Origin of the sequence: Pseudomonas putida (genome assembly GCF_028682175.1) — a bacterium.
GTDB lineage: Bacteria > Pseudomonadota > Gammaproteobacteria > Pseudomonadales > Pseudomonadaceae > Aquipseudomonas > Aquipseudomonas putida_AD.
Genome location: NZ_JANHKS010000022.1, coordinates 68,142 through 89,905, shown reverse-complemented (window position 1 = coordinate 89,905; position 21,764 = coordinate 68,142). Strand labels below are relative to the sequence as shown.

The 21,764-nt window shown below is 63.0% G+C and carries 16 protein-coding genes; 8 read left to right on the top strand and 8 right to left on the bottom strand.

Translation table 11 applies throughout. The features are described 5' to 3' along the window. Window positions 1-95: 95 nt before the first annotated feature. From NPS29_RS16520 to tadA, 6 genes are all read left to right on the top strand, one after another. Window positions 96-881: a sulfite exporter TauE/SafE family protein gene (locus NPS29_RS16520; RefSeq protein ID WP_274133808.1), complete on the top strand. Its 786-nt coding sequence runs from the start codon at window positions 96-98 to the stop codon at window positions 879-881. Between the two features lie 72 nt (window positions 882-953). Next, window positions 954-1,502, top strand: coding sequence for a sugar ABC transporter ATPase (locus NPS29_RS16515; protein WP_274133807.1), 549 nt, complete (start codon window positions 954-956; stop codon window positions 1,500-1,502). Between the two features lie 126 nt (window positions 1,503-1,628). Further along, window positions 1,629-3,098: an IMP dehydrogenase gene (gene guaB, locus NPS29_RS16510; RefSeq protein WP_274133806.1), complete on the top strand. Its 1,470-nt coding sequence runs from the start codon at window positions 1,629-1,631 to the stop codon at window positions 3,096-3,098. Window positions 3,099-3,245: 147 nt separating this feature from the next. Continuing rightward, window positions 3,246-4,823 (top strand): glutamine-hydrolyzing GMP synthase, encoded by a 1,578-nt coding sequence (gene guaA, locus NPS29_RS16505; RefSeq protein WP_274133805.1) that lies wholly within the window; start codon window positions 3,246-3,248, stop codon window positions 4,821-4,823. 194 nt (window positions 4,824-5,017) lie between these two features. Further along, the gene (locus NPS29_RS16500; protein ID WP_274133804.1) at window positions 5,018-6,391 is read left to right on the top strand and encodes a multicopper oxidase family protein; all 1,374 of its coding nucleotides are present in this window, start codon (window positions 5,018-5,020) and stop codon (window positions 6,389-6,391) included. Next, complete coding sequence (gene tadA, locus NPS29_RS16495; RefSeq protein ID WP_274133803.1) at window positions 6,391-6,873, top strand: tRNA adenosine(34) deaminase TadA; 483 nt, start codon at window positions 6,391-6,393, stop codon at window positions 6,871-6,873. The genes NPS29_RS16500 and tadA overlap by 1 nt, the downstream gene beginning before the upstream one ends. A gap of 126 nt (window positions 6,874-6,999) precedes the next feature. Here tadA and mltF read toward each other — a convergent pair whose 3' ends face one another. Then, window positions 7,000-8,460: a membrane-bound lytic murein transglycosylase MltF gene (gene mltF / locus NPS29_RS16490; protein ID WP_274133802.1), complete on the bottom strand. Its 1,461-nt coding sequence runs from the start codon at window positions 8,458-8,460 to the stop codon at window positions 7,000-7,002. A gap of 214 nt (window positions 8,461-8,674) precedes the next feature. Here mltF and purL point away from each other — a divergent pair, with 214 nt between their 5' ends. Together purL and NPS29_RS16480 are read left to right on the top strand one after the other, a co-directional pair. Beyond that, the gene (purL, locus tag NPS29_RS16485; protein ID WP_274133801.1) at window positions 8,675-12,574 is read left to right on the top strand and encodes a phosphoribosylformylglycinamidine synthase; all 3,900 of its coding nucleotides are present in this window, start codon (window positions 8,675-8,677) and stop codon (window positions 12,572-12,574) included. A gap of 6 nt (window positions 12,575-12,580) precedes the next feature. After that, a complete protein-coding gene (locus NPS29_RS16480) occupies window positions 12,581-12,892 on the top strand; it encodes a YqfO family protein (protein WP_274133800.1) in 312 nt (103 codons plus the stop codon). A 117-nt stretch (window positions 12,893-13,009) separates the two neighbouring features. Here the strand turns inward: NPS29_RS16480 and NPS29_RS16475 are convergent, their stop codons facing one another. The 7 genes from NPS29_RS16475 to NPS29_RS16445 form a co-directional block, all read right to left on the bottom strand. Further along, complete coding sequence (locus tag NPS29_RS16475) at window positions 13,010-14,644, bottom strand: PTS transporter subunit EIIC (RefSeq protein ID WP_425312519.1); 1,635 nt, start codon at window positions 14,642-14,644, stop codon at window positions 13,010-13,012. Window positions 14,645-14,749: 105 nt separating this feature from the next. Continuing rightward, window positions 14,750-17,278, bottom strand: coding sequence for a phosphoenolpyruvate--protein phosphotransferase (gene ptsP, locus NPS29_RS16470; RefSeq protein ID WP_274133798.1), 2,529 nt, complete (start codon window positions 17,276-17,278; stop codon window positions 14,750-14,752). A gap of 38 nt (window positions 17,279-17,316) precedes the next feature. Further along, complete coding sequence (locus tag NPS29_RS16465; RefSeq protein WP_274133809.1) at window positions 17,317-18,327, bottom strand: SIS domain-containing protein; 1,011 nt, start codon at window positions 18,325-18,327, stop codon at window positions 17,317-17,319. Further along, a complete protein-coding gene (gene nagA / locus NPS29_RS16460) occupies window positions 18,320-19,426 on the bottom strand; it encodes an N-acetylglucosamine-6-phosphate deacetylase (protein ID WP_274133797.1) in 1,107 nt (368 codons plus the stop codon). The genes NPS29_RS16465 and nagA overlap by 8 nt, the downstream gene beginning before the upstream one ends. A gap of 21 nt (window positions 19,427-19,447) precedes the next feature. Further along, a complete protein-coding gene (locus NPS29_RS16455) occupies window positions 19,448-20,179 on the bottom strand; it encodes a GntR family transcriptional regulator (RefSeq protein ID WP_274133796.1) in 732 nt (243 codons plus the stop codon). 334 nt (window positions 20,180-20,513) lie between these two features. Then, window positions 20,514-21,089 (bottom strand): L,D-transpeptidase family protein, encoded by a 576-nt coding sequence (locus tag NPS29_RS16450; RefSeq protein WP_274133795.1) that lies wholly within the window; start codon window positions 21,087-21,089, stop codon window positions 20,514-20,516. 49 nt (window positions 21,090-21,138) lie between these two features. Further along, entirely contained in the window at window positions 21,139-21,690 is a 552-nt protein-coding gene (locus NPS29_RS16445; protein ID WP_274133794.1) for an NUDIX hydrolase, read from the bottom strand. Window positions 21,691-21,764 lie beyond the last annotated feature (74 nt).

Below are 21,764 nucleotides of genomic sequence, written 5' to 3'. Positions count from 1 at the left end.
GACACACCGCTCCCGCCGGCAAGCCGTGCTGCTACAAGGGAGCCGCGCAGCATTTCGCGTATGCTGTGCGTCGCCATTCATCCAAGGAGGAAACAATGCTCGCCGCGCTCAACGACCTTTCGGTCGCCTTCAACCAATTGGGCCTGACCCCGACCGACTGGCTGTTCATCGAAGCCGGCGTCATCGCCGCTTACCTGGTCTTCGCCATCGCAGGCTTCGGCACGGCGCTGGTCGCAGGCCCGGTGCTGATCCACTTCATGCCGCTGTCGCGGATCATCCCCTTGCTGGTGATGCTGGATTTTCTCGCCGCATTCAGCCACCTGTTGCCGTCGCGGCAATCGGTGGTGCGCTCAGAGCTGTTTCGCATGGTGCCGTGCATGGCGGTCGGCTGCACCCTGGGCGTGCTGTTTCTGCTCAACCTCAAATCCGACGTCCTTCTATTAATGATGGGGCTGTTCCTGATCGGTTATTCGGTCTACAGCCTGGCCGTGAAAGTGCGCCCGACCCAGTTGTCTGCCGCATGGTCGATTCCCATGGGTACCACGGGCGGGCTGTTCGGCGCGCTGTTCGGCAGCGGCGGCTTTCTCTACGCGATCTACCTCAACGGCCGGCTGACCGACAAGGTCCAGGCCCGCGCCACGCAGAACGCGCTCATCAGTTGCAGCACCATCGTGCGTCTTAGCCTGTTCGTGATCACCGGCGTTTACGCGCAGATGTCCCTGCTGGTGCTGGCGGTCTGTCTGTTACCGGCGATGATCCTCGGCTCGTGGGTGGGGCGGCATCTGGTCATGCGCATGTCGCGGGAGATGTTCGTGCGGTTGGTGACCTGGATGGTGCTTATCAGCGGCATCACGCTGATCGGTCGCTACCTGGCCGGTTAAGGTCAATACTTGACGTGACCGGCGCGGGCATTAAGCTGCGCGCCCCGATTCAATGTCAGTGGCAGGCCCGTCATGAACACCCAGAGCATCATCGTCCCGCAAATCTCCAGCTTTCCGGCCCATGAAGCCAAGGCGCGGGCGATCCTGCGCTGGCTGGTGAAACTGGACGTGGTGGAGGAGTCGCTGACCACCTGCGGGCGCAGCTTCAATCGCATGGCCTACGCGATTGCCCCCGGCGCCCGGCGTTTTGTCGAGAATCCCGACGCGCTGCCCTATGGCCAGGCCATCAACGGGCTGGAGATCGTGCTCAAGCGCTGCATCTACACCCCGCAGCAGGGGTTCAAGGAGGAGGCGGGGTGCCCGGAGTGCCGGCGCGAGATCGGCGAAGCGCTGTTCGACAGCCTCGAAGAATGGACCCCTAAGCACACCGACAACTTCATGTGCCCCGAGTGTCGCTTCGAAGACGACATCAACGGCTTTCTGTTTCTCGATCCGTGCGGCTTCTCCAACCTGGGCTTCATCTTCAATAACTGGCTGGATGCAGGCTTCAAACCGGCGTTTCTCGAAGAATTCGCCGAGCGGCTGGATCGCCCGGTGTCGTGGGTCAAAGTCCGTCTGTAGACAGGTTTCGGGTCGATAGCGAGCAACTATCAAGAACATTATCAAATTGCCTGATCTTTACATTGAGCAAGGGCAGGTGTCTGGGTATAATGGCGCGCTTCCATTTTCCCGCTCGGGAGCCCAGCGATGCTGCGTATCAGCCAAGAAGCCCTTACATTCGACGACATTCTCCTTGTGCCCGGTTATTCCGAGGTGCTTCCCAACGAAGTCAGTCTGAAAACCCGATTGACCCGTGGCATCGAACTGAACATCCCCCTTGTTTCCGCCGCTATGGACACCGTCACTGAAGCCCGTCTGGCAATCGCCATGGCTCAGGAAGGCGGCATCGGCATCATCCACAAGAACATGACCGTCGAGCAGCAAGCTGCCGAAGTGCGCAAGGTCAAGAAGTTCGAAGCGGGTGTGGTCAAGGATCCTATCACCATCGAGGCGGATGCAACGGTTCGTGACCTGTTCGAACTGACCCGTCTGCACAACATTTCCGGCGTACCGGTCCTGCATGACGGCGAACTCGTCGGCATCGTGACCTCCCGTGACGTGCGTTTCGAAAACCGTCTGGACGTGCCTGTCCGCGAAGTGATGACGCCCAAAGAGCGCCTGGTCACTGTCCGCGAAGGCGCCGACAAGAACGAAGTCCGCGAGCTGCTGCACAAGCATCGCCTGGAAAAAGTCCTGATCGTCGACGGCAAGTTCGCGCTCAAGGGCATGATGACCGTCAAGGACATCGAAAAAGCCAAGGCCTACCCGCTGGCCAGCAAGGACGATCAAGGTCGTCTGCGCGTCGGCGCTGCTGTCGGCACCGGTAAAGACACCGGCGAGCGCGTCACCGCCCTGGTCGCAGCCGGCGTTGACGTCATCGTCGTCGACACCGCCCACGGCCACTCCAAAGGCGTGATCGACCGCGTTCGCTGGGTCAAGCAGAACTTCCCTGAAGTGCAGGTCATCGGCGGCAACATCGCCACCGGCGCTGCAGCTCGCGCACTGGTCGAAGCCGGCGCTGACGGCGTCAAGGTCGGTATCGGCCCGGGCTCGATCTGCACCACCCGTATCGTTGCCGGTGTCGGCGTGCCGCAGATCAGCGCCGTCGCCAACGTGGCCGCTGCACTGGAAGGCACCGACGTTCCCCTGATCGCCGACGGCGGCATCCGTTTCTCCGGTGACCTGTCCAAGGCCATCGTGGCCGGCGCCTCGTGTGTGATGATGGGTTCGATGTTCGCCGGTACCGAAGAAGCACCAGGCGAGATCGAGCTGTTCCAGGGCCGTTCCTACAAGGCTTACCGCGGCATGGGTTCGCTGGGTGCGATGTCCCAGGCGCAAGGCTCCTCGGACCGTTACTTCCAGGATTCATCCGCAGGTGCCGAGAAGCTGGTGCCGGAAGGCATCGAAGGCCGTGTCGCCTACAAGGGTTCGCTGTCTGCCATCATCCATCAATTGATGGGCGGCCTGCGTTCTTCCATGGGCTACACCGGCAGCGCCGACATTCAGGAAATGCGCACCAAGCCTGAATTCGTCCGCATCACCGGCGCCGGCATGGCCGAATCCCACGTCCACGACGTACAGATCACCAAGGAAGCGCCGAACTATCGGGTCGGCTAACGCCTCCCAGCGGCAAGTTATCAGCTCCAAGCTGCAAGCCGACCGTAGTGCCAGCGCCTTTACCGGACTGGCACTACGCAGTTGCAGCCTTCCAACACCTTGCAGCTTGAAGCTTGAGGCTTGAAGCTGCTCCAGCAGAGTCTTCTCATGGCCCTCGACATTCACGCCCACCGCATCCTGATCCTGGACTTCGGTTCCCAGTACACCCAACTGATCGCCCGTCGCGTTCGCGAGATCGGTGTCTACTGTGAGCTGCACCCTTTCGACATGGACGACGAAGCGATTCGCGAATTCGCTCCCAAAGGCGTCATCCTCGCCGGTGGTCCCGAGTCCGTACACGAAGCCAACAGCCCGCGCTGCCCGCAAGCCGTGTTTGACCTGGGTGTCCCGGTTTTCGGTATCTGCTACGGCATGCAGACCATGGCCGAGCAACTGGGCGGCAAGGTCGAAGGCTCCGAGCTGCGTGAATTCGGTTACGCCCGTGTCGACGTGGTCGGCAAGAGCCGCCTGCTCGACGGCATCGAAGACCACGTCGACGCCGACGGCCTGCTGGGCCTGGACGTCTGGATGAGCCACGGTGACAAGGTCACGAAGCTGCCGTCCGAATTCCACATCCTGGCCAGCACCCCTAGCTGCCCGATCGCCGGCATGGCCGACGATGCCCGTGGCTACTACGGCGTGCAGTTCCACCCGGAAGTGACCCACACCAAGCAGGGCGGTCGCATCCTGTCGCGCTTCGTGCTCGACATCTGCGGTTGCGAAGCACTGTGGACCCCTTCGAAGATCGCCGAAGACGCCATCGCCCAGGTTCGCGCCCAGGTCGGCACCGACAACGTCCTGCTGGGCCTGTCCGGCGGCGTCGATTCCTCGGTTGTCGCGGCCCTGCTGCACAAGGCCATTGGCGACCAGCTGACCTGCGTTTTCGTCGACAACGGCCTGCTGCGCCTGCACGAAGGTGAGCAAGTGATGGCCATGTTCGCCGAGAACATGGGCGTCAAGGTCATCCGCGCCAACGCCGAAGAGCAGTTCCTCAGCAACCTGGAAGGCGAAGCCGACCCGGAGAAGAAGCGCAAGATCATTGGCCGTACCTTCATCGACGTGTTCGATGCAGAGTCCACCAAGCTGCACAACATCAAGTACCTGGCCCAGGGCACCATCTACCCTGACGTGATCGAGTCCGCTGGCGCCAAGAGCGGCAAGGCTCACGTCATCAAGTCGCACCACAACGTGGGCGGCCTGCCGGAAGAGATGAACCTGAAACTGGTCGAGCCACTGCGCGAACTGTTCAAGGACGAAGTTCGTCGTCTGGGCCTGGAACTCGGCCTGCCGTACGACATGGTCTACCGCCACCCGTTCCCGGGCCCAGGCCTGGGCGTGCGCATCCTGGGTGAAGTGAAGAAGGAATACGCCGACCTGCTGCGTCGCGCTGACCACATCTTCATCGAAGAACTGCGCAAGGCCGATTGGTACCACAAAGTCAGCCAGGCCTTCGTCGTGTTCCAGCCAGTGAAATCCGTAGGTGTGGTCGGCGACGGCCGTCGTTACGCCTGGGTCGTCGCACTGCGCGCCGTCGAAACCATCGACTTCATGACCGCACGCTGGGCGCACCTGCCATACGAACTGCTGGAAACCGTCAGCGGTCGTATCATCAACGAAATCGACGGCATCTCCCGCGTCACTTACGACGTGTCGAGCAAGCCGCCGGCGACGATTGAGTGGGAATGATCCCCGCCGAGGTGTGAGAAAAACCGCTGACGTGTTCAGCGGTTTTTTTTGGTCGGGACATTGGTGGCGACCAAAGCCTGATCGATCCCAACGGCCCGGCTTGCAATGTGCGGAATCAAATTGAAAGTGGCCGTTTGCTTAAGATTTTGTAAGTGCGCGTGTATCGTATTCGTATTTCTCAAGGTGCTTCCCGTATGTCCTTCACCCGTCGACAAATTCTCGCAGGTCTGGCCGGTCTTGCCGTGGTCGGGCTTGGCGCTGGTGGCGCTTCGCGTTACTGGTTGGGGCGCACGGGGCCGGGGGAGGGGCATGATTACGAGTTGATCGCGGCGCCTCTGGATGTGGAGTTGGTGAGTGGACATCAGACGCCTGCCTGGGCGTTTGGCGGATCGGCGCCGGGGACGGAGTTGCGGGTGCGTCAGGGCGAATGGTTGCGGGTGCGGTTCATCAATCACCTGCCGGTGGAGACGACCATTCATTGGCATGGCATTCGTCTGCCGCTGGAGATGGACGGGGTGCCCTACGTCTCGCAGCTGCCGGTCAAGCCGGGCGAGTATTTCGACTACAAGTTCCGCGTTCCGGATGCGGGCAGCTATTGGTATCACCCCCACGTCAGCAGCAGTGAGGAACTGGGGCGTGGGCTGGTGGGGCCTTTGATTGTCGAGGAGCGCGAGCCTACGGGTTTCCTGCATGAGCGCACGGTGAGCCTCAAGAGCTGGCACGTGGACGAGCAGGGCGCGTTTACCGAGTTCAGCATCACCCGGGAAGCCGCGCGTGAGGGCACGGCGGGGCGGTTGTCGACCATCAATGGCGTGCCCCAGGGCGTGATCGAATTGCCCGCCGGGCAGATCACCCGGGTGCGGATTCTCAACCTCGACAATACCGTGACCTATCGGCTTAACCTGCCGGATGCCGAAGCGATGATCTATGCGCTGGACGGCAACCCGGTCAAGCCGCGCCCGCTGGGCAAGGATTACTGGCTGGGGCCGGGGATGCGCATCTGTCTGGCGATCAAGGCGCCGGCGGCGGGTGAGGAGTTGTCATTGCGCAACGGCCCGGTGCGGCTGGGCACTTTCCGTTCTGTCGCCAACAACGACGCAGCCACTGACTGGCCGCCTGAGTTGCCCGCTAACCCGGTGGCCGAGCCTGATCTGGCCAACGCCGAGAAGCTGAATTTCAATTTCGAATGGGCGGGCGCGGTGTCGGTCAATACCGATAACGGCAAGCCGCCGAGCCTGTGGCAGATCAACGGCCAGGCCTGGGACATCACCGACAAGACCTGCGCCGACCGGCCCATCGCCAGGCTTGAAAAGGGCAAGAGTTACATCTTCGAACTGAAGAACATGACTCAGTATCAGCACCCCATTCACCTGCACGGCATGAGCTTCAAGGTGATCGCGTCGAATCGCAAAGAGGTGATCCCTTATTTCACCGACACCTATCTGTTAGGACGAAACGAGCGCGCACGGGTGGCGCTGGTAGCGGATAATCCCGGCGTGTGGATGTTCCACTGCCATGTGATCGATCACATGGAGACCGGTCTTATGGCAGCTATCGAGGTTTCTTAATGCGGCAGCCGCAAATCATTGATCGCAGCCGCGATCAGCATTTCATGCGCGAGGCCCTGGCCCTGGCCGCCGAAGGGGCGATGCTGGGCGAGGTGCCGGTGGGCGCGGTAGTGGTGCACGATGGCGTCATCGTCGGGCGGGGCTACAACTGTCCCATCAGCGGCAATGATCCCAGCGCCCATGCAGAAATGGTCGCCATTCGCGACGCCGCCCAGGCGCTGAGCAATTACCGTCTGCCGGGCAGTACGCTGTACGTGACGCTGGAGCCGTGCAGCATGTGCGCGGGGCTGATCGTGCATTCGCGTATTGGCCGGGTGGTGTATGGCGCTACCGAGCCCAAGGCGGGTGTGGTGCAGAGTCAGGGGCAGTTCTTTACCCAGCCGTTTCTCAACCATCGGGTGCTGTACGAGGGGGGAGTGCTGGGGGAGGAGTGCGGGACGATGCTGAGTGAGTTTTTCAGGATGAGACGGGCGAAGGGCTGAGGGATCGATCACCTATATCCCGTAGCAGCACGGCTTGCCGGCGGGAGCGGTGTGTCATCCAACGCATCTGTTTCTGACACACCGCCCCGCCGGCAAGCCGTGCTGCTACGGGGGAGGGTTCAGATTCTAGAGAGGTGCCTTGTCTTCCGGCGGCTTGGTCTTGTCGACGCCCGGCACGTGCAGGGCGCCTTCGGCCACCTGGCTGCCTTCGAGCTGCGGTTGGGTTACCCAGGTCAGGATGTCGTAGTAGCGGCGGATGTTGGCCACGAAACTGACCGGCTCACCGCCACGGGCGTAGCCGTAGCGGGTCTTGCTGTACCACTTCTTCTGGGAAAGACGCGGCAGCATCTTTTTCACGTCGAGCCATTTGTTCGGGTTCAGGCCCTCGTTTTCAGCCAGCTTGCGGGCGTCATCGAGGTGACCGGTGCCGATGTTGTAGGACGCCAGCGCAAGCCAGGTGCGATCAGGCTCCTGAATCGAGTCGTCCAGTTGCTCCTTGACGTAGGCAAAATACTTGGCGCCACCCTGAATGCTTTGCTTGGCGTCCAGCCGGTTGGACACGCCCATGGCCTGCGCGGTGCTCTGGGTCAGCATCATCAGGCCACGCACGCCGGTCTTGGAGGTCACGGCCGGTTGCCAGAGTGATTCCTGGTAACCGATGGCGGCCAGCAGGCGCCAATCGACCTGCTCCTGCTTGGCGGCGGCCTGGAAATGCTTCTCGTATTTGGGCAGACGTTCCTGCAGATGCTGGGCAAAGGTATAGGCGCCGACATACCCCAGAACGTCCACATGTCCGTAGTAGCGGTCCTTGAGCCGCTGCAGCATGCCGTTCTTCTGCATCTTGTCGAGGAAGGTGTTGATCTCGTTGAGCAGGCTGTTGTCCTCGCCCAGCGCCACGGCCCAGCGTTGATCGCGGCCATCGCCCAGGTCGAACGCCACGCGCACGTTGGGGAAATACACCTGGTTCATCGCCAGTTCGTTGGAATCCACCAGGGTCAGGTCGATCTGCCCTTCATCGACCATGCGCAGCAGGTCGACCACCTCGACCTGATCGGACTCTTCATAGTTGATGCCGGGGTACTTCACTTTCAGGGCCGCCAGCTGCTCGGCGTGGCTGCTGCCCTTGAGCACGAGGATTTTCTTGCCCACCAGATCGCCAGGGTCGGTCGGGCGGTTCTGGCCATTGCGGTAGATGACCTGCGGCGTCACTTCCAGATACGAATGGGAGAAGCGCACCTGTTTGGCGCGGTTCTCGGTGCTGACAAGGCCCGCTGCCGCCAGTACCGGGCCGCCGGGTTTGTTCATCTGGTCGAAGAGGTCGTCCAGGTTGTCAGCGGTTTCGATCTTCAGTTCGACGCCCAGATCGTCGGCGAAGCGCTTGACCAGTTCGTATTCGAAACCGGTTTCACCGTTGCGATCCTGGAAATAAGTGGCCGGGCTGTTGCGAGTGACAACGCGCAGGACGCCATCCTCCTTGACTCGTTCCAGTGTGTTGGGTTTTTCAACACAGGCACCGAGCAGCAGGAAGATTCCGGTTGCGATGAGCCACTTGGCGCAGCGTGGGCGGAAATCCGATGGGGAAAACATCGGTGCAGTATACGCAAAGCGCCGTTGCCGCCATATCTCGACAGCGATGATTGCGTCTGATAGAGCAGTAGGATTTTTTACCAATTCGGCACGGCAAACGGCAAACCCCGATATTCGGGTGCGTCCGGCCCATGGTTTCGGGTGCCGAAAGTGACGGTTTAGGCTAGAATGCGGGGCCTCAAAGCACACCCCCTTCCCTGAGGCTGTCCCGACGATGTTGATCCTGCGTGGTGCTCCCGCTCTTTCCGCCTTCCGCCACAAGAAATTACTTGAGCAGCTGAACGAAAAAGTTCCGGCTGTCAGTGGCCTGTACGCTGAATTCGCCCACTTCGCCGAGGTCACCAGCGCGCTGACCGAAGACGAGCAGCAAGTGCTTGCCCGTCTCTTGAAATACGGCCCGAGCGTGCCGGTTCAAGAGCCTCGCGGTCGTCTGTTCCTGGTGCTGCCGCGTTTCGGCACCATTTCGCCGTGGTCGAGCAAGGCCACCGACATCGCCCGCAACTGCAGCCTGACCAAGATCCAGCGTCTTGAGCGCGGCATTGCCTTCTATGTAGAAGGCCAGTTCAGCGACGCCGAAGCACAACTGATCAACGACAGCCTGCACGACCGCATGACCCAGCTGGTGCTGGGCAAGCTGGAAGACGCTGCCGGTCTGTTCAGCCACGCCGAGCCCAAGCCGCTCACTGCCGTGGACGTGCTGGCTGGCGGTCGCGCCGCCCTGGAAAAAGCCAACGTCGAGCTGGGCCTGGCCCTGGCCGATGACGAGATCGACTACCTGGTCAACGCATTCATCGGTTTGAAGCGCAACCCGCACGACATCGAACTGATGATGTTCGCCCAGGCCAACTCCGAGCACTGCCGCCACAAGATCTTCAACGCCAGTTGGGACATCGACGGCCAGAGCCAGGAAAAAAGCCTGTTCGGCATGATCAAGAACACCTACCAGATGCACAACGAAGGCGTGCTGTCCGCATACAAGGACAACGCCTCGGTCATCGTCGGTAGCGTGGCCGGTCGCTTCTTCCCGAACCCTGAAACCCGCCAGTACGGCGCGGTGCAGGAGCCGGTGCATATCCTGATGAAGGTCGAGACGCACAACCACCCGACCGCCATCGCTCCGTTCCCGGGCGCCTCCACCGGCTCCGGCGGCGAGATTCGCGACGAAGGCGCAACCGGTCGTGGCGCCAAGCCTAAGGCTGGCCTGACCGGCTTCACCGTTTCCAACCTGAACATTCCGGGTTTCGTACAGCCTTGGGAGAAGCCATACGGCAAACCCGAGCGTATCGTCACCCCGCTGGACATCATGATCGAAGGCCCGCTGGGCGGCGCTGCGTTCAACAACGAATTCGGTCGTCCGGCCCTGACCGGCTACTTCCGTACCTTCGAGCAGTCGATCAACACCCCGCACGGCGAAGAAGTCCGTGGCTACCACAAGCCGATCATGCTGGCCGGTGGCATGGGCAACATCCGTGCAGAGCACGTGCAGAAAGGCGAGATCACCGTTGGCGCCAAGCTGATCGTGCTGGGCGGCCCGGCAATGCTGATCGGCCTGGGCGGCGGCGCGGCATCCTCCATGGCCACCGGCGACAGCTCGGCGGATCTGGACTTCGCATCGGTCCAGCGTGAAAACCCTGAAATGGAGCGTCGTTGCCAGGAAGTGATCGACCGCTGCTGGCAGTTGGGCGACAAGAACCCGATCGCCTTCATCCACGACGTGGGCGCGGGCGGTCTGTCCAATGCCTTCCCTGAACTGGTCAACGACGGCGGCCGTGGCGGTCGCTTCGAACTGCGCAACGTGCCGAACGACGAGCCTGGCATGGCGCCGCTGGAAATCTGGAGCAACGAGTCCCAGGAACGTTACGTCCTGGCCGTCAGCGCCCCTGACTTCGAACGCTTCAAAGCCATCTGCGAACGCGAGCGCTGCCCGTTTGCCGTAGTCGGTGAAGCCACCGAAGAGCCGCAACTGACCGTGACTGACAGCCACTTCGGCAACAGCCCGGTGGACATGCCGCTGGAAGTGCTGCTGGGCAAGGCTCCGCGCATGCACCGTTCGGCCACTCGCGAAGCCGAACTGGGCGACGATTTCGATCCGAGCACCCTGAGCCTGGAAGATAGCGTTCAGCGCGTGCTGCGTCACCCTGCGGTAGCGAGCAAGAACTTCCTGATCACCATCGGCGACCGCAGCATCACAGGCCTGGTCAACCGCGACCAGATGGTCGGCCCATGGCAGGTGCCGGTAGCCGACGTTGCGGTCACCGCGACCAGCTTCGACGTCTACACCGGTGAAGCCATGGCGATGGGCGAGCGCACCCCGCTGGCCCTGCTGGATGCTCCGGCATCGGGTCGCATGGCGATTGGCGAGACACTGACCAACATTGCAGCGTCGAGCATCGCGAAGATTTCCGACATCAAGCTGTCGGCCAACTGGATGTCTGCAGCCGGTCACCCGGGCGAAGACGCGCGTCTGTATGACACCGTGAAAGCGGTCGGCATGGAGCTGTGCCCTGAGCTGGGTATCACCATTCCGGTGGGCAAGGACTCCATGTCCATGAAGACCCGCTGGAACGAAGAAGGCGCGGAAAAAACCGTCACATCGCCGCTGTCGCTGATCGTCACCGGCTTTGCGCCCGTCACCGACATTCGCAAGACCCTGACCCCGCAACTGCGCATGGACAAGGGCGAAACCGACCTGATCCTGATCGACCTGGGCCGCGGCCAGAACCGCATGGGCGCCTCGATCCTCGCCCAGACCCACGGCAAGCTGGCCAACGCCGCGCCGGACGTCGATGACGCCGAAGACCTCAAGGCGTTCTTCGCCGTGATCCAGGGCCTCAATGCCGACGGTCACCTGCTGGCCTACCACGACCGTTCCGACGGCGGCCTGATGGCAACTGCGCTGGAGATGGCTTTCGCCGGCCACTGCGGTCTGAACCTGGAACTCGACACCCTGACCGGCAAGCGCGAAAAAGTCGCCGCCATCCTCTTCAACGAAGAGCTGGGTGCAGTGATTCAAGTGCGTCAGGATGCAACCCCGGTGGTGCTGGCCCAGTTCAGCGCTGCGGGCCTGGGTGAAGACTGCGTTGCGGTGATCGGCAAGCCGGTCAACAACAGCGAGGTCAGCATCAGCCTGAACGGCGAACAACTGTTCAAGGGTGATCGCCGCCTGCTGCAACGCCAGTGGAGCGAAACCAGCTACCAGATCCAGCGTCTGCGCGACAACGCCGACTGCGCCGATCAGGAATTCGACGCCCTGCTGGAAGAAGACAACCCGGGCCTGAGCGTCAAGCTGGGCTACGACGTCAACGACGACATCGCCGCGCCTTACATCAAGAAAGGCGTTCGCCCGCAAGTGGCGGTCCTGCGCGAGCAGGGCGTGAACGGTCAGGTCGAAATGGCCGCTGCATTCGACCGCGCAGGCTTCGCCTCGGTTGACGTGCACATGAGCGACATCCTCGCTGGCCGTATCGACCTGAACGAATTCAAGGGTCTGGTCGCCTGCGGTGGCTTCTCCTACGGTGACGTGCTCGGCGCCGGTGAAGGCTGGGCCAAGTCGGCACTGTTCAACAGCCGCGCCCGCGATGCGTTCCAGGGCTTCTTCGAGCGTACCGACAGCTTCGCCCTGGGCGTGTGCAACGGTTGCCAGATGATGTCCAACCTCAGCGAACTGATCCCGGGCAGCGAGTTCTGGCCGCACTTCGTACGCAACCGCTCCGAGCAGTTCGAAGCGCGCGTGGCCATGGTCGAGATCCAGAAGTCGGCGTCGATCTTCCTGCAAGGCATGGCCGGTTCGCGCATGCCGATCGCCATCGCCCACGGCGAAGGCCATGCGGAATTCAAGTCGGCCGATGCACTGCTGGAAACCGACGTCTCCGGCACAGTGGCGATGCGTTTCGTCGACAACCACGGCAAGGTCACCGAAACCTACCCGGCCAACCCGAACGGCTCGCCGCGCGGTATCACCGGCCTGACCACTCGCGACGGTCGCGTCACCATCATGATGCCGCACCCCGAGCGCGTATTCCGCGCGGTGAACAACTCGTGGCGTCCTGATGAGTGGGCTGAAGATGGCGCGTGGATGCGGATGTTCAGAAACGCTCGCGTCTGGGTCAATTGACAGGAGATGTACAAGCTCGCCTTCTTCGTGCCACCTGGCCACGTGGAGCAGGTCAAGAGTGCACTATTCGCCGCCGGCGCGGGGCGGATAGGTGCTTATGACAGCTGCTCATGGCAGGTGCTGGGTCAGGGCCAGTTTCGCCCGCTGGACGGCAGTCAGCCGTTCATTGGGCAAACCGGACAGATCGAGCAGGTTGAAGAGTGGAAGGTCGAGCTTGTCGTCGCCGACGAGTTGATCCGCGAGGCGGTGGCAGCCCTCAAAAGCAGCCACCCCTACGAAACCCCGGCTTACGAAGTGTGGAAGCTGGAAGATTTCTGATGTCCGGCACAACCCCCCTGTAGGAGCGCCCTTGCCCGCGACGGCGGCGTGTCATCCGACGCAGCAGCGTCGGTTGGAATGCCGTCGCGGGCAAGCGCGCTCCTACAGTGGTGGGTGTTAGTTGGTTGTCACCATCCCCCGCAACGCCTCGCTCAACCCCTGGGCACCTTCCCCCACCAGCACATGCCACACACCACTGCCCAGGCTTCTCACGCCCTGGCATCCCAGCGCTTCCAGTTGGCCGGCGGCCAGTGATTGGCCTTCCTTCAACTGCACCCGCAGGCGCGTCAGCGCGACACATTCCACATCGACTACCGCCTTGCCGCCCAGCGCCTTGAACCACTGCGCGGCCTGACCGATATCCACCGTTTGCTGAGCCGGCGCTTCGGGCTGCGCAACGGGCTGGGCAGATGTCGAGTGTGGCAGGGCTTCACGCAGTTCGTCGGCGATGCTGTCTGCCAGCGGGCCGACCACGATCTGCAGGCTGCCGCCACTGCCCGGGCGCACTACCGCCATCGCTCCCAATGCTTTCAGTTCGGTATCCTTGGCCAGGGTGCGGTCCGCCAGTTGCAGGCGCAGGCGGGTGGTGCAGGCACCGATGCTCAGCAGGTTCTCAGCGCCGCCCAGCGCCTTGATGTAGGCGCCCGCACGGTCGCTCTGCGCGACATGGACGGTGCTGCTGGACACCTGTTCACGGCCCGGGGTTTTCAGGTTGAAGCGCTTGATGCACTGGTCGAACACCAGGTAATAGACCACGGCGTAGGCGGCGCCCAGCGGCAGTACGCGCCAGCCGTTGGTGGACTTGCCCCAGCCCAGCGCCATGTCGATGGCGCCGCCGGAAAAGGTGAAGCCCAGGTGGATGTCCAGCAGGCTTGCCAGCGCCATGGCCAGCCCGGTCAGCAGGGCGTGCAGCACATAGAGCAGAGGCGCCAGAAACATGAAGGCGAATTCGATGGGTTCGGTGACGCCGGTCAGCGCCGAGGTCAGTGCCATCGACAGCAGGATCCCGCCGATCAGCTTGCGCTGGCCCGGCAGTGCATTGCGGTACATCGCCAGGCACGCGGCGGGCAGGCCGAAGATCATCATGGGGAACATGCCGGTCATGAACTGCCCGGCGTTCGGGTCGCCGGCAAAATAACGCGCCAGATCGCCGGTGACCACGCGACCGGTTTCAGGATCGGTGAAGCTGCCGAAGACGAACCACACCAGGTTGTTGAGGATGTGGTGCAGGCCGGTGACGATCAGGATGCGGTTCATCACTCCGAAGAAGAACGCGCCGACGCTGCCGCTCTCCAGCATCAGTTGGCCCAGAGCGTTGATGCCGTTCTGCACGGGCGGCCAGATCAGGCCGAAGACCAGCCCCAGCACCACGGCGGACAGCCCGGTCGCAATCGGCACGAAGCGCCGACCGCCAAAGAACGCCAGGTACTCCGGCAGGGCGATGTCCTTGAACCTGTTGTACAGCCCGCCCGCCAGCAGGCCCGAGATGATCCCGGCCAGCATGCCCATGTCGATGTGCGCGTCGAGCACCTTGAGCGTGGAAGTCATCACCAGGTAGCCGATGGCGCCCGCAAGGCCCGCAGTGCCGTTATTGTCCCGGGCGAAACCCACGGCGATGCCGATGGCGAAGATCAGTGCCAGGTTGCTGAAGATCGCGTTGCCCGCCGCGTGGATGATCGCGATGTTCAACAGGTCGGTGTCGCCCAGGCGCAGCAGCAGGCCGGCAATCGGCAGGATGGCGATGGGTAGCATCAATGCGCGCCCCAGCCGTTGCAGCCCTTCGATGAAATGTTGGTACACGGCGTCTCTCCTTGGCGTTCTGTTCTTGTGCTTGTTATTGAGGAGCAGGGGCTCTGTTCAGGCAGATCGCTTGCTCTGGACCTGAGTCTGGAAGGTGTTGCAGGCCGTTCGCACCTCGGCGGCGCTGCCCAGGGTCAGCAGGTGCTGGGCCAGGGCCTGGCATTGGCGGGTGTCGAGTTCGCGGACCTGCGCCTTGATCTGCCCAACCTGTGGCGGGCTCACCGAAAGCTCGCGCACGCCCAGGCCGATCAGCGCCGCAGTGGCGAGCGGGTCGCTGGCCAGGGCTCCGCACACACCGACCCAACGGCCTTTGCTGGCGGCAGCGGTGCAGGTCATGTCGATCAGTTTCAGCAGCGCCGGGTGCATGGCATCGACCCGCGCGGCGAGGCCTGCGTGATCGCGATCCATGGCCAGGGTGTATTGCGACAGATCGTTGGTGCCGATGGACAGAAAGTCCGCATGCTCGGCCAGCCGTTCTGCGAGCAATGCCGCAGAGGGTACTTCGACCATCACGCCCAACTCAGGGCGTTCGTGGATGCCGGCCAGTTGCGCGAGTTCGTCGATACGCCGACGCACCGCGATCAATTCGCTGACCTCGGTGATCATCGGCAGCAGAATGCGGCAGCGGCTCAGGGGCGTTACGCGCAACAAGGCGCGCAACTGCTGGTCGAGCAATTCGGGCCGGGCCTGGCCCAGGCGAATCCCGCGCAGGCCCAGCACCGGGTTGGCTTCGGCCGGCAGGGGCAGGTAGTGCAGTTGCTTGTCGCCGCCGATGTCGATGGTGCGGATGATCACCGGCTTCTGCGCGATTGCATTGAGTACCGACTGATAGGCCGCCAGTTGTTCGTCTTCGGTGGGTGCCGCGCTGCGGTCGACGAAGAGGAATTCCGTGCGCAGCAGGCCCACGCCATCGGCGCCATTGAGCTGCGCGTTTTCGGTGTCGGCGCGAGACGCAACGTTGGCGGCAATTTCCACCGCCACGCCATCCTGAGTCAGGGCGGGCAGGTGAGCGCTTTGCTGCTCGCGCTGGCGTTGTTCGAAGCGTTGGCTGCGTAGCGCCTGAATCGCCTGCAGGCGAGTGGCGTCCGGTGCCAGCTCGAGACGACCGTTGTCGGCGTCCAGTACCACTTCCTGTTCCTGCGCTGCGTCGAGCAGATCGCCACCCATGGCCACCAGGCACGGCAGACCCTTGCCCCGCGCCAGAATCGCCACATGGGAAGTGGCGCCACCCTCGGCCATGCAGATACCGCCGATGCCGCACTCGGCCAGCATCAACAGATCCGAAGGCGTCAGTTCGGTTGCGACAACGATAGCCCAGGCCGGCACCTCGACGCAGCGCGCTTCACCCAGCAGGCTCAACAGCACGCGCTGGCGCAGATCGCGGAGGTCGTTGGCGCGCTCGGCCAGCAGCGGGTTGCCCAGTGTCTGCAGATGGTCACACTGAGCCAATACCGCCTGACTCCAGGCGTGGGCCGCGCTCTTGCCCTGGTCGATGGCATCGACGGCGGCGTCGAGCAGGGCGGGGTCTTCGAGCATCGCAAGGTGGGTGGCGAAAATCGCGCTCTGTTCGTCCTGATCGTGATTGAGCGAGGCGCTGATCTCTGTGCGAACCTGCACCAGCGCTTCGCTGAGGATCTGCCGTTGCTCGTCCGGGCGATGGCCGCCGGTGTCTTCGTCCAGTTCGATGGTGCCCAGCCGGAACATCGGGCCGCTGGCCAGCCCCGGGGATGCGGTGACACCGGTGAGGATGCCTGGTTCGTTGCTCGAAGCGGCGCGCGTCTGCGCAATAGCAGCGATCCCGTGGGGCTTCTCATCCGGAGAGGGTGTGGACAGCGCCTTGAGCAGCGCCTGCAATGCCACTTCACTGTCGTGACCCAGGCACACCACTTCCACTTCGTCCTGCTCGGCAACGCCCAGGCCCATGAGGCCGGTGACGCTGTCGGTGGAGGCGCTGGTCCCGGCGAAATGCAGCTCGGCATGGCTGGCGAACTGGCGTGCGGTCTGGCGTACCAGCGCCGCCGGGCGGGCGTGCAATCCGCCGTTATGGGCGACACGAATAGTGCCCCGTGCCTGTTTAGCCCGAGGGTCGTGGGCGGAGTCTGAATCATCAGATCGGGCCAGCGCTGCGACGTTAAGTAGCGGCTCGCCCACGTTGACCGTGCCAGAAGCCTGAACAGGGTCGAGCGTGAAGCGGTCGCCATTGAGCAGGATCAGCGCGCTGACCAGGCTGCGGCAATGGCGCGCCACGTGATCCAGATCGAAACGCAGCAATGGCAGCCCTTCGCTCACGCGCTGGCCTTCCTTGACCAGGGCTTCGAAACCTTCGCCGCCCAGTTCGACCGAATCGATGCCCACGTGCAGCAGCCACTCGCTGCCGTTGTCGGCGCGCAGGTTGATGGCATGGCGAGTGCGGGCGATGTTGATGACCACGCCGGCAAAGGGCGCGTGCAGCACGTCATCCAGCGGGTCGATGGCCAGGCCGGTACCCATCGCGCCGCTGGCGAAAACCGGGTCGGGGATCTGCGCCAGTGTCAGCAGGGCTCCGCTGAACGGGGCGCTGAACGTCATCTGTTTATTGTTATTCATGACATCGTCCTTGCAGGCATCGGCCGGGCGGCGTGCGATCAGTGGGTTTTGGTGACTTTGCTCAGGTGGCGCGGCTGGTCCGGGTCCAGGCCCCGGGCCTGCGCCAGTGCAGCGGCCATCACGTAGAAGCTTTGAATGGCGAGAATCGGATCGAGGGCCGGGTGGTCGGCGCAGATCAGCGTCAGGTCGCGTTCGGCAATGTCGTCGGGCGCAGCCAGTAGCACGGTGGCGCCGCGCTCGCGCATGTCGGTGGCGAGCGCCAGCAGGCTGGCCTGTTCGGCACCTCGGGTGGCGAAGATCAGCAGCGGGTAGTGATCGCCCACCAGCGCCATCGGGCCGTGGCGCACTTCGGCGCTGCTGAAGGCCTCGGCCTGGATGGACGAGGTTTCCTTGAATTTGAGCGCCGCTTCCTGGGCAATCGCGAAACCGGTGCCGCGGCCAATGACCATCAGCCGCTGACAGTCGCGCAGCGCATCGACGGCGGCGGACCAGTCCTGACGCGCCGCAGCCTGCAACTGGCCGGGCAGGGTGCGACCGGCTTGCAGCAATTGCGCGTCCTGTTGCCAGTGAGCGACGACGCGGGCGCTGGCGCTCAAGGTCGCGATGAAGCTCTTGGTCGCGGCGACGCTCAGTTCAGGGCCGGCGCAGAGTGGCAGTACGCATTCGCAGGCGTGCTCCAGGGGCGAGTCTTCGGCGTTGACCAGAGCCACGGTGAGCGCGCCTTGCTGGCGCAGTTTCTCCATGCTGCCGACCAGATCCGGGCTTTGCCCCGACTGCGAGAAGGCGAAAGCGGGCTGGCCCTGCACCCGCATGGGCGAGTCATGCAGGGTGACCACCGACATCGGCAACGAAGCCACCGGCACGCCCGCCAGTTGCATGGTCAGGTAGGCGAAGTAGCTGGCCGCGTGGTCGGAACTGCCGCGCGCCACCGAGACGATCACCTTTGGCTCACACTGGCGCAGGCGTTCGGCTACAGCGATCAGGCGCGGTTCCAGCACGTCCAGTTGGCGCTGGATGACATCATGGGAGGCAAGTGCCTCATCAAGCATTCTTGAGTTCAATGGTTTCTCCTTCAACCATGACGGCGGTCAGTTTCAGATCGCGATCCAGATAAACGGCGTCGGCCCAACTGCCTTTTTCCAGCCGGCCACGTTCCTGAATACCCAGGTAATCCGCAGGAAATTGCGACAGGCGCTGTGAGGCTTCACTCAATGGCAGGCCGATCTTCACCAGATTGCGCAGCGCCTGGTCCATGGTCAGCGTGCTGCCGGCCAGGGTGCCGTCGGCCAGGCGCACGCCGCCCAGGCATTTGGTGACGGTGTGGCTGCCCAGTTTGTACTCGCCATCGGGCATGCCGGTGGCGGCGGTGGAATCGGTGACGCAATACAGGCAGGGGATCGAGCGCAGCGCCACGCGGATGGCGCCGGGGTGCACGTGCAGCAGGTCGGGAATCAGTTCGGCATAACGTGCATGGGCCAGCGCTGCGCCAACGATACCGGGCTCGCGGTGATGCAGCGGGCTCATGGCGTTGTACAGGTGGGTGAAGCTGCTGGCGCCTGCTTCCAGCGCCTTGACGCCTTCTTCATAGCTGCCCAGGGTGTGGCCGATCTGCAGGCGCACGCCGCGGCTGGACAGGGTCTTGATCAGTTCCACATGCCCGGCGATTTCAGGGGCGATGGTGATGACTTTGATCGGCGCGCGCGTGAGGTAATCATCGACTTCACCCAGCAGCGCGGCGTGGGCATGGTTAGGCTGCGCGCCGAGCTTTCCGGGATTGATGTAGGGCCCTTCCAGATGCACGCCCAGCACGCGGGCGGTGCCCGGTTGGCGGGTTTCGCAGAAGGCACCCAGCGCGCTCAGCACCTGGCTGATTTCATGGGCCGGCGCGGTCATGGTGGTGGCCAGCATCGAAGTGGTGCCGAAGCGCAGGTGGGTGCGGGCGATGGTGGCGAAGCTGTCGGCACCTTCCATGATGTCCGCGCCGCCACCGCCGTGCACGTGCAGGTCGATGAAGCCCGGCAGCAGGTACGGCAGGTCGTTCGCAGCGGGGTCGCACGGCACGCCGTCGATCTGCGTCACGCGACCGTCCTGGTGATTCAGGCGGCCGCGAATCCAGCCGTCAGGGGTAAGGATGTTGAAGTCGGACATGCTGGCTCCGTGGTCAGGCGCTCAACGCCGCAGTTCGGCGACGAAGTCGTAGTAGTCGTCGCGGCAATAGGTGTCGGTCAGCTCGATGGGGGTGTTGTCCGCCAGATAGCCGATACGGGTCATCAGCAGCATCGCGGTGCCGGTTTCGATGCCCACCATCGCCGCCATTTCCTCGGATGCGTTGATCGCGCGGATGTGCTGCAGGGCGCGCACCACGGGACGCCCGATCGAATCGAGGTGGGCGTAGAGTGAATCGCCAATCGCCTCGGGTTCAGGCAGGAGGGCTGCAGGGAGTGCACTGAGCTCGACGGCCATGACGATGCCGTCGGCCTTGCGCAGGCGTTTGAGCCGCGCGACTTTCTCGGTGGGCGACAGGCCGAGGCGGATAAGTTCTTCGTGGGTCGGCAGGGCGATGTCACGCTCAAGCCACTGGGAGCTGGGGGTGAAGCCTTTGAGCCGGAGCATTTCGCTGAAACTGGAAAGGCGCGACAAGGGTTGTTCCAGGCGCGGCGTGATGAAGGTGCCCGAGCCCTGGCTGCGTCGGATCAGGCCCTGCTCCAGCAGAATTTCCAGTGCCTTGCGCGCGGTGACGCGGGAAATGTTCAGGGTTTCGCTGAGGCTGCGCTCGGAGGGCAGCGCCTGCTCGGCTTTCCACTGACCTGCATGGATGGCCGCTTCCAGATTGCGCGCCAGTTGCAGATAGAGCGGCGTCGGCTGGCTGTCATCGGGGCGCAGGGCGAGGATCGAGGTCATGTACGGGGTCCGAAGTGGTTGGAATTATGTTCGGAGAGTGCATCCGAAAGTAATACCACTTGAATACCACGTCAATGACGGGTTCGTCACTGCCCGGTGACAAAACCGTTGCTGTGGCATCGTTCAACTATCTTGCAAACGACACGCCTCGTAGCAGCACGGCTTGCCGGCGGGAGCGGAGTGTCAGCTTGAAGGGATGGATCTGATACACCGCTCCCGCCGGCAAGCCGTGCTGCTACGGGGGGAGTGCGGTGAGCAGTATGGGATGCGGTGCCGTCCGGGAATGCGGTGAAGCGTATGGGGGAAGTGCAGGCGAGAAGTGGTGTTAGATTGGTTACGGACGGATCTCGATCATCGTGCCGTCCTTGACCAGGTCCCAGACTTCACGGATGTCGCTGTTGCGCATGGCGATGCAGCCGTTGGTCCAGTCCAGGGTGTGGAAATACCACTCCGGGTATTCTTCGTTGATCGGCGTGCCGTGGATCATGATCATGCTGCCGGGGTTCACGCCTTCGCGGCGGGCGCGTGCGGAATCGGAGATGTTGGGGTAGGAAATGTGCATCGACAGGTTGAAGGCATCGCTGGTCTTGCGCCAGTCGAGCCAGTAGAAACCTTCCGGTGTGCGCTGGTCGCCTTCCTGCAGTTTCGGGCCCTTGGGCGCCTTGCCCAGCGAGATGCGATAGGTCTTGAGCGGCTCGCCCTTGCTGATCAACTGCAACTGGTGCGCGGACTTGAGCACCAGCACCTTGTCGATGGAGCGCTCGGAAATGTCAGCGGTGTCCACCACCTTGCCGTCGACGAATTTCTGCTCGCTGCCCTTGGGCACGATGGTCTGGGTGAACGCGGCCTGGGACATCGGAGCGACAGACAGACAGGCGAACAGGCATGAAACGGCAAGCAGACAGCGCATCGAAACGGTATCCCTGAAGCCTGCGCGTCGTGGCGCCGGGCTCATGTTATCAAGTGGTCTTGAGTGCAGGTGTAACAGACAGGCAATCGGTATGCACGGGGAAAACTTGATGCCGCCGGTCGTGGAAGAAGCATTCTAGGGTACGCCTGACCGTGTGGAAAGCCAGCTCGGACCATGGAATGTCAGCTTCGTCGAACAGCTTTACCTCAAGGCTTTCCACGCCGGCAGCGTAATCTTCGCTGGCCATGTTGGCGCGGTAGAAGATGTGCACCTGGCTGATGTGCGGCACATCGATCATCGCGTACAGGTGCAAGTCTTCCAGTACCGCACAGGCTTCCTCGACGGTCTCCCGGCGTGCGGCCTGCTCGACCGACTCGCCGTTTTCCATGAAGCCCGCCGGCAGCGTCCAGTAGCCCAGGCGCGGCTCGATGGCGCGCCGGCACAGCAGCACCTTGTCGCCCCAGACCGGCAGCACACCGGCCACGATATTGGGGTTCTGGTAATGAATGGTCTGGCAGTGGTCGCACACGAAGCGTGGGCGGCTGTCGCCTTCCGGAATGCGCTGGGTAACCTGTTCGCCACACTGGCTGCAGAATTTCATGTTCGAGTCGTTCCTTGCGTCAGCGGCTATCTTGGCGTGTGGCGCAGGTGTCCGGCAAGGGGGCGTTGCCAGGC

Excerpts from the sequence above, each read along its gene's own strand:
- NPS29_RS16500 (WP_274133804.1), top strand. The coding sequence starts at position 5,018 with ATGTCCTTCACCCGTCGACAAATTCTCGCAGGTCTGGCCGGTCTTGCC.
- NPS29_RS16475 (WP_425312519.1), bottom strand. The coding sequence starts at position 14,644 with ATGCTACCCATCGCCATCCTGCCGATTGCCGGCCTGCTGCTGCGCCTG.
- nagA (WP_274133797.1), bottom strand. The coding sequence starts at position 19,426 with ATGTCCGACTTCAACATCCTTACCCCTGACGGCTGGATTCGCGGCCGC.
- NPS29_RS16515 (WP_274133807.1), top strand. The coding sequence starts at position 954 with ATGAACACCCAGAGCATCATCGTCCCGCAAATCTCCAGCTTTCCGGCC.
- NPS29_RS16520 (WP_274133808.1), top strand. The coding sequence starts at position 96 with ATGCTCGCCGCGCTCAACGACCTTTCGGTCGCCTTCAACCAATTGGGC.
- ptsP (WP_274133798.1), bottom strand. The coding sequence starts at position 17,278 with ATGAATAACAATAAACAGATGACGTTCAGCGCCCCGTTCAGCGGAGCC.
- tadA (WP_274133803.1), top strand. The coding sequence starts at position 6,391 with ATGCGGCAGCCGCAAATCATTGATCGCAGCCGCGATCAGCATTTCATG.
- NPS29_RS16445 (WP_274133794.1), bottom strand. The coding sequence starts at position 21,690 with ATGAAATTCTGCAGCCAGTGTGGCGAACAGGTTACCCAGCGCATTCCG.
- NPS29_RS16450 (WP_274133795.1), bottom strand. The coding sequence starts at position 21,089 with ATGCGCTGTCTGCTTGCCGTTTCATGCCTGTTCGCCTGTCTGTCTGTC.
- mltF (WP_274133802.1), bottom strand. The coding sequence starts at position 8,460 with ATGTTTTCCCCATCGGATTTCCGCCCACGCTGCGCCAAGTGGCTCATC.
- guaA (WP_274133805.1), top strand. The coding sequence starts at position 3,246 with ATGGCCCTCGACATTCACGCCCACCGCATCCTGATCCTGGACTTCGGT.
- purL (WP_274133801.1), top strand. The coding sequence starts at position 8,675 with ATGTTGATCCTGCGTGGTGCTCCCGCTCTTTCCGCCTTCCGCCACAAG.
- NPS29_RS16465 (WP_274133809.1), bottom strand. The coding sequence starts at position 18,327 with ATGCTTGATGAGGCACTTGCCTCCCATGATGTCATCCAGCGCCAACTG.
- guaB (WP_274133806.1), top strand. The coding sequence starts at position 1,629 with ATGCTGCGTATCAGCCAAGAAGCCCTTACATTCGACGACATTCTCCTT.
- NPS29_RS16480 (WP_274133800.1), top strand. The coding sequence starts at position 12,581 with ATGTACAAGCTCGCCTTCTTCGTGCCACCTGGCCACGTGGAGCAGGTC.
- NPS29_RS16455 (WP_274133796.1), bottom strand. The coding sequence starts at position 20,179 with ATGACCTCGATCCTCGCCCTGCGCCCCGATGACAGCCAGCCGACGCCG.